The organism is Halobacillus aidingensis, from assembly GCF_900104185.1.
Lineage (GTDB): Bacteria > Bacillota > Bacilli > Bacillales > Halobacillaceae > Halobacillus > Halobacillus aidingensis.
Window position 1 is genome coordinate 203,642 of record NZ_FNIZ01000005.1, and the last position, 6,902, is coordinate 210,543.

Sequence of the window (6,902 nt, forward strand, 5' to 3'; positions counted from 1 at the left end):
TTGGACATCGGATATACCATTTGTTTCATCAAGCGCGACGAAGAAGTGCTGCTGTTGAACAGAAATTCACCCCCCGTTCAGGGGATGTGGAACGGAGTCGGAGGGAAAATGGAGAAAGGGGAGACCCCGCTTTCTAGTGTACAGCGTGAAGTTGCAGAAGAAACGAATCTTTTTCTAGATGAAAATCTATTCCAATATAAAGGGACCATTTCCTGGGCAATAGATGGGGAGAGAGCAGGCGGTATGGAGGCGTTTATCGTAAATATCGATGATGATGGTCTTTACCCTACGCCTGTCCAGATTGATGAGGGCATTCTGGCTTGGAAAGACGTGTCCTGGATCCTCGAAAAAAACAATCATGGCGTCAGTCCTATGATTCCTTATTATCTACATACGTTATTGAACAAGAAGCAAGAAGTCCATCATCATTTTACCGTCCATCATGGAAAAATCATCGAATACATCAAAGGGGAGGAAAGAATGCATGTTGTTGTTCCGTGAACTGAAACAAGAAGACTGGAAGAAGATCCATACCTATGCATCAAAACCGGAGGTCTCTCAATACCAGCCGTGGGGACCGAACTCTGAAAAGGATACCCAGGACTATGTCCAGCACTTGGTCCATGAAATCAGACAGGCCGAAACTCAAAAGTTTGCGTGGGCCATTTTACGTGAGGCAGATGAAGAGCTTATCGGTGTTGCGGAATTGACGATTTTGGATACGTATCATAGAACTGGCGAAATCGCTTATATCTTACATCCGGATGAGTGGGGACGGGGCATGGGTACAGAAGTTGCGAAAAGGTTGATCCGTGATGGATTCCAATCGTTTCACCTCAAACGAATCCAGGCGAACTGTCACCCCGATAACAAAGGGGCGGTACGTGTGTTGGAAAAAAGCGGAATGGAGAGGGAAGGAAGACTACGTGGTCATTTAAAAATGAAAGAAGGGCGCCGTGATTCCCTGCTTTACAGTGTGCTGAACGATGGATAAGTGGCTAGGGGCAGCAGCCGTCTGTATCAATGAACAAAACGAACTTCTGATGGTCCTTCAGGGAAAGCCGGAAGAAAAGAAAACATGGACAGTGCCTTCTGGAGGGGTGCTTGAAGAGGAAAGTCTGGAACAGTGCTGCATGAGAGAGACGTTTGAAGAAACGGGTTATCTTATCCGTGTGGTTGAAAGGCTGCGAACGAAAACAGGAAGGATAGGGAAGACGGATATCCATGTCGAATACTTTTCCTGCATGGTGAAGGGAGGGTCTATGCAGATCCAGGACCCTGATCATTTGATTCATGAGGTTCGCTGGGTTTCAAAAGAAGAGCTGAACGAATTGGAACTTTCTTTTTCTGAAGACCAGCTATTCTTAAATCATATGCTGACAAAAAAGAATGAAGGAGTGGATCGTGCATGAAGCTGCTTGTTATTGGAGGGACGAAATTTCTTGGGAGGCACATCGTAAAATCAGCTATAAGCGAGGGTCATGAGGTAACATTGTTCCATAGAGGAAAGACCAATCCTGGTTTATTTGAAGATGTGACCAACATTTTCGGAGATAGGGAAAACCGAGAGGACCTGGAAAAGTTGAGCGACCAAAATTGGGACGCGGTCATTGATACGTGCGGGTATAAACCGTCCACCGTATCCAAAAGTCTGGATGTCCTTGCTGGCTGCACGAAGAAGTATGTTTTCATTTCCACCATATCTGTTTATCCAGATTTCACATCGATTCATCATTTGGAGGAAACGGTGGAACCGATGACGTTGACTCAGGAGGAACTGGAACAAGCGGAACGAACAGAAGCCTTTGATCCATCCTTATATGGACCTTTGAAAGCTCATTGTGAGCAGGAAGTCCAAAGCCGGATGAAAGATAGAGGGATCATCATCCGTCCCGGATTAATTGTAGGGCCTCATGATCCGACTGATCGTTTTACATACTGGCCTTCAAGAATTTCTGAAGGGGGAGAAGTGCTCGCTCCTGGAAGGAAGGATCAACAGATTCAGTTCATTGATGCAAGAGATTTAGCGGATTGGATTGTCCAGCTGTCTGCTACTGAACACACAGGGATCTTCAATGCCAACGGCCCTGAAAACAAGCTGACGATGCGCAATTTCCTGGAGACGTGTGCATCAACACTGAATGAAGTGGTGTCGTTTACATGGGTATCCGCACGGTTTTTGACGGATGAAGGTGTCCAGCCTTGGAAAGACCTTCCCGTCTGGATTCCGACCGAAAAAGATTTCAGTCAGGATGTGACGAAGGCGATTCAGTGCGGGTTGAAATTCCGACCGTTAAAAGAAACCATTTTGGACACGTATCGCTGGGACGAGCAAAGAGGGAACGGTGTAAGAGGTGCGGGATTGACGAGGGATCAAGAAGCAACTGTTTTGAAAAAGTGGCATAGTCATTGAATTCACCAATGATTTTGGCCAACAAATCGCAACAGGTTTTCATAGGAGATCAAAGTGGCGAATTAATGAATAGAGCAACTAGGAGGCTGTATGGAACGTTACTTTATAAAGATTCGTGATAAAAAAGTCCGTGTGACGGAATGGGGGGAAAAGAGCCACCCCGTCATATTCTGTTTGCATGGACTAGGATCTACGAGTCTCAGTTTTATCGAAATCGCGGAAGCCTTACAACACGAATATCGCATCATTTCTATAGACGCCCCTGGACATGGGCGGACAGAATCTTTTGACTCAGAGGAAGATTATGAAATGAAAGCAATGGTTCGCTGGTTGAAGGAAGTGCACCAAAAGTTGGAGCTTGAAGAATTATATTTCCTCTCTCATTCATGGGGGAGTTTCGTTGCTTTGTTCTATGTCGATGCTTTTCCAAACCCTGTGGTAGGCAGCATCCTTTTAGACGGCGGATATCAGACGAAGCGCCTGGGAAATCAAACCGTCGAAGAAGAAGTGGCCTTTTATGAAAAGGACTTCGAAGAATCGGTCGAAAGTTGGGACACATTTTTAGATGTAGCCGTCTTCGCACCTGGTGCACGGCGTTCCGATTCATTAAAGCTGGCTGGAGAGGATCTGGCTTTGAAAAAGGACGGTAAATTTTATTGGCATGCGAGAGGTCTAACCGCGGCAGCAATCGTAAGGGCCATGCACAAAGATGAAACCGCTGACCTTTATCACCGCCTGCCATCAGACTTGCTGTTATTACGAGCCACTCAACCGGTTCACATGGAGGTACAAAGGAAGAAGACCTCCTCTATTTTTGAAAAAGAAACAGGGGCCGAGGTCGTGGAGGTGGCGGGGACTTCTCATATGATGCACTGGGACCGTCCCCAACGGATCGTTCAATACATTAGAAATCAATGGAGTTGAAACCATTCATGATAAACGAATTTCAAAGTCAGCCATTAAAAGGGAAAGTTGCTATTGTCACGGGCGTAAGTCGTGAGAATGGGATCGGAACAAGCACGTGTGAGAGGCTCGCTGAAGCAGGGGCAGATATCTTTTTTACGCATTATCAGCCCTATGATGAAACAGATGGAGAAGGAGCGGAAGAGCATTGGCCGGAAACACTCGCGAAAAAGCTGGATGAGCGAGGGGTTCGTGTCGCTCATATGGAAGCGGATTTGAGAGATGAAGATCTGCCACAGCAGTTGTTGGAGAGGGTAGTAAAAGAAATCGGCGTGCCTTCCATTCTTATCCATAACGCTACATTCAGTGTGAACTCCAACTATAGGGATTTGACCTCAGAACTGCTGGATAACCACTATGAAATCAATAATAAAGGGCCGATTCTACTGACTCAGGCTTTCGCCAAACTTTATGAAAAAACGTTCCAAACGGAAGAAGAAGGGAGCATCGTCTTTTTAGTATCCGGAGGACCGGACCCGAATAATCTGGCTTATATTGCTACAAAAGGAGCATTGAAGGCGATCACCCCGCCTTTGGCCACAGGACTTGCACCTATCGGAATCAATGTGAATGCTGTCGACCCTGGACCTACGGACACCGGTTGGATGGATCAAGAGACGAAGGAAGGTCTTTTGCCTTTGTTTCCTAAAGGGCGGTTGGGAAAGGCGGAGGATGCCGCCAAGCTGATTCGGTTCCTTGTGAGCCCGGATGCTTCATGGGTGACGGGACAGGTCATCCATTCAGACGGTGGATTTTTAGGTAGATAATAATAAAGGAGGACGATCTAAATGAAAAGCCCAATTCAAAATGAAGTCGGAGCGATTTTTGTCCCAGTCAAAGACATTGAGAAAGCCCGCGACTGGTACTGCGATCTGCTTGATGTGCCAGCGGAAGATGATTTTCCAGGCGGTCACCTTTACGTTTTACCTATGAAACATGCGGGCGTGGTGCTGGATAGCAAGATTTATACAGAAGAAGCGGTCTTTGGCGCGCCGGCCTTTCATTTTAATACAGAAGATATTGAAGCTGCTTACACGTACATGAAAGAAAAAGGAATCGACGTGGTTTCTGACATTCAATTTGGCCATTTTTTCAATTTTAAGGATCCAGATGGCAATCTATTGATGATTTGTAAATGCTAGGAGGGAAACGATGATTTTGCATACAGACATGGTAGGAGAAGGGGAACCTCTCGTTTTCCTGCACACCGGCTTACAGACGGGTAGGACGGATTTTGAAAAGCAGCGGGAGTATTTTTCTTCGAAGTATCAGGTGATTTCCCCTGACTTAAGAGGCCACGGGAAATCTCATGCCGACGACCTGGATAACTATTTCAATCAGGCGGCCGATGATATAGCAGAAACGTTGCGTTCATTGGAAATAAGAAGTGCTCATATCGCTGGGGGTTCATTCGGAGCACTCGTAGCGGTATTTTTAGCAAAAAAACATCCTGAACTTGTTCGGACATTGACCATCTCAGGGGTAACCCCTCTCAAACCGAAAAATTGGGAATCTATCAATGAAGAAGAATCCAAGTTCCGCATGAATCTCTTAAAGGACGAAGACACATGTGCTTACTTCGATTCTCTCCACGGAGAAGGCTGGCAAAGGTTTATTCATATGGGCCAGGATGAAGGGTGGTACCCTTTTGAAACGAGGAGTTCCATACAGTCCCTGAATATTCCCGTCCTTTTTTTGATTGGGGAGGGTCAGGAACATGAAGTCAAGGGCGTGACGGTTTACAAAGAACAATCCGACTCCATTCATGTAGCTGTTCTTCCCTTTGCTTCTCATTTGGTCCATTCAGAACAGCCGGAACTATACAATAAGACATTGGACGTGTTCCTCTCTAATGGGCATTCTGAATAAAAGGACGGCATAAAATGAATAAAGCTCAGCGATGAAGTTCGTATATTGGTGTTGTGAAGGTTTTCCTACGGAGATTTAAGGGAGCGAAGGTTCTTGGGCTTGCCTCATCGTTTGTATGGATAAAGAAAAGGAGGGTCATGGATGAAGCGGATGGCTGTGATGACAGATGTGCACGGAAACATTTATGCCCTTCAAGCTGTACTTAGGGATATCCGCAAACAGCATGTGGATCGATTGTATTGTATGGGAGACATTATAGGAATCGGACCTTTTTCCAATCAAGTATGCGAATGGTTCTATTCTTTAAAGGACACGGAAATTGTCAGAGGCAATCATGACGAAGCTGTGCTTGCTCTGATCAATGGTGAGCCTTATCCTGAAAGTAGAATTAATGTGCAAGAGCATCATCAGTGGGTGGCCGATCGACTGTACAAAAGGTATGCAAAGTGGATGGAAAGACTTCCACGGCAGATTGTTACAAAGATTGAGGCACGTACTTTTCAGTTCACGCACTATCCTATGGACACGAAATCGAGTCTGCTGCCCATTAGTGAGGATCCATTCGACCAACTTGTACCACCGAATGGAGAAAACTTTTCGCAGTTGGATGGGTTAGAAGCGGAGACTGTCCTATGCTTCGGCCATGACCATGATGTCCATCATTTTTCCATGAACGAAAGAGTGTTTTTTAATCCAGGCTCCTTGGGGTGTTATGATGAGCCCTATGCACGTTATGGAATCATTGAAATAGATGGTAGAAAAGTACGGTTTATGAAACGTCGAGTGCCTTATCCAATGGATACATATGTAGAACACTTGAATCGGATCGACTTCCCTCGTAAGGAAGTGATTCTGAAACTTTTTCAAAAAAATAGGAGGACACATCATGACACCACCGAAGCACATCGTATCAGCAGCAACCATTATAACGAATGAAGAAAAGGAAGTGCTCCTAATCAAAGGACCAAAGCGTGGCTGGGAGATGCCTGGAGGCCAAGTGGAGGAAGGCGAATCCTTTAAAGAGGCCGCTATCAGAGAAACGAAAGAAGAATACGGGTTGGACATTGAGATCACAAGGTTTTGCGGCGTATTCCAAAATGTCGATCGCTCCATATGCAACACGTTATTCTTAGGGAAAGCGGTAGGAGGAACGTTGAGGACGACAGAAGAAGCGTTGGAAGTAGGTTTTTTCCCCTTGGAGGAAGCACGTGACATGGTGACATGGGGGAATTTCTGGGAAAGAATCGAGCTGTGCTTAGATGAAAGCCGGCAGCCATTCTTGGTAGACTTCTGATTTTCATGCAAAAAAATAAAAGAGGCTGGGACAAAACTCAGCCTCTGAAACAAAAAGGAGCCCTGCGAACCAATTTGGTTCGCAGGGCTCCTCAATTTATGTTGTCTTTTTTCATTTCAATTAAAAATAAGAGCACACTCTGATAAAATTAAAGTTCCTACACAATAACCTCGGAGGTGCTCTTATGTTTAAAAATTATAACATGAATCAAGTGGTTTTGCCCATGGACGTTGAAATGAAACTTCAGGAAAATGACATCGCCTATTCGGTCCATGAATTGGTGGAAAGTATTCCGGATGAGGATTTCTCATGTTTCATGCGTGATACGGGATGCCCCGCTTATCATCCTCGTATGATGATGAA

The 6,902-nt window shown here is 45.4% G+C and carries 10 protein-coding genes and 1 pseudogene; all 11 read left to right on the top strand.

Annotated elements, in window-relative coordinates:
• Entirely contained in the window at positions 1 to 501 is a 501-nt protein-coding gene (locus BLS23_RS07265) for an NUDIX hydrolase (RefSeq protein WP_089651871.1), read from the top strand.
• Positions 485 to 994 (top strand): GNAT family N-acetyltransferase, encoded by a 510-nt coding sequence (locus BLS23_RS07270; protein ID WP_167356032.1) that lies wholly within the window; start codon positions 485 to 487, stop codon positions 992 to 994. Before BLS23_RS07265 ends, BLS23_RS07270 begins: the two co-directional genes overlap by 17 nt.
• Positions 987 to 1,412, top strand: a complete 426-nt coding sequence (locus tag BLS23_RS07275) for an NUDIX hydrolase (RefSeq protein WP_089651873.1) — start codon at positions 987 to 989, stop codon at positions 1,410 to 1,412. Before BLS23_RS07270 ends, BLS23_RS07275 begins: the two co-directional genes overlap by 8 nt.
• Positions 1,409 to 2,413 (top strand): SDR family oxidoreductase, encoded by a 1,005-nt coding sequence (locus tag BLS23_RS07280; RefSeq protein ID WP_089651874.1) that lies wholly within the window; start codon positions 1,409 to 1,411, stop codon positions 2,411 to 2,413. The genes BLS23_RS07275 and BLS23_RS07280 overlap by 4 nt, the downstream gene beginning before the upstream one ends.
• A 90-nt stretch (positions 2,414 to 2,503) precedes the next feature.
• Entirely contained in the window at positions 2,504 to 3,337 is an 834-nt protein-coding gene (locus BLS23_RS07285) for an alpha/beta fold hydrolase (protein WP_089651875.1), read from the top strand.
• Between the two features lie 8 nt (positions 3,338 to 3,345).
• On the top strand, positions 3,346 to 4,143 hold the full coding sequence (locus BLS23_RS07290) for an SDR family oxidoreductase (RefSeq protein ID WP_089651876.1): 798 nt from the start codon (positions 3,346 to 3,348) through the stop codon (positions 4,141 to 4,143).
• 21 nt (positions 4,144 to 4,164) lie between these two features.
• Entirely contained in the window at positions 4,165 to 4,518 is a 354-nt protein-coding gene (locus BLS23_RS07295) for a VOC family protein (protein WP_089651877.1), read from the top strand.
• A gap of 10 nt (positions 4,519 to 4,528) precedes the next feature.
• The gene (locus tag BLS23_RS07300; RefSeq protein ID WP_089651878.1) at positions 4,529 to 5,245 is read left to right on the top strand and encodes an alpha/beta fold hydrolase; all 717 of its coding nucleotides are present in this window, start codon (positions 4,529 to 4,531) and stop codon (positions 5,243 to 5,245) included.
• A 141-nt stretch (positions 5,246 to 5,386) separates the two neighbouring features.
• A complete protein-coding gene (locus BLS23_RS07305) occupies positions 5,387 to 6,181 on the top strand; it encodes a metallophosphoesterase family protein (RefSeq protein WP_089651879.1) in 795 nt (264 codons plus the stop codon).
• A complete protein-coding gene (locus BLS23_RS07310) occupies positions 6,132 to 6,539 on the top strand; it encodes an NUDIX hydrolase (RefSeq protein WP_089651880.1) in 408 nt (135 codons plus the stop codon). The genes BLS23_RS07305 and BLS23_RS07310 overlap by 50 nt, the downstream gene beginning before the upstream one ends.
• Before the next feature lie 184 nt (positions 6,540 to 6,723).
• Positions 6,724 to 6,902, top strand: a pseudogene (locus BLS23_RS21340) (IS5/IS1182 family transposase); the annotation flags it as partial.

Bases quoted from the DNA above. Each gene is read 5' to 3' on its own strand.
- BLS23_RS07270 (WP_167356032.1), top strand. From the start codon at position 485: ATGTTGTTGTTCCGTGAACTGAAACAAGAAGACTGGAAGAAGATCCAT.
- BLS23_RS07275 (WP_089651873.1), top strand. From the start codon at position 987: ATGGATAAGTGGCTAGGGGCAGCAGCCGTCTGTATCAATGAACAAAAC.
- BLS23_RS07280 (WP_089651874.1), top strand. From the start codon at position 1,409: ATGAAGCTGCTTGTTATTGGAGGGACGAAATTTCTTGGGAGGCACATC.
- BLS23_RS07285 (WP_089651875.1), top strand. From the start codon at position 2,504: ATGGAACGTTACTTTATAAAGATTCGTGATAAAAAAGTCCGTGTGACG.
- BLS23_RS07290 (WP_089651876.1), top strand. From the start codon at position 3,346: ATGATAAACGAATTTCAAAGTCAGCCATTAAAAGGGAAAGTTGCTATT.
- BLS23_RS07295 (WP_089651877.1), top strand. From the start codon at position 4,165: ATGAAAAGCCCAATTCAAAATGAAGTCGGAGCGATTTTTGTCCCAGTC.
- BLS23_RS07300 (WP_089651878.1), top strand. From the start codon at position 4,529: ATGATTTTGCATACAGACATGGTAGGAGAAGGGGAACCTCTCGTTTTC.
- BLS23_RS07305 (WP_089651879.1), top strand. From the start codon at position 5,387: ATGAAGCGGATGGCTGTGATGACAGATGTGCACGGAAACATTTATGCC.
- BLS23_RS07310 (WP_089651880.1), top strand. From the start codon at position 6,132: ATGACACCACCGAAGCACATCGTATCAGCAGCAACCATTATAACGAAT.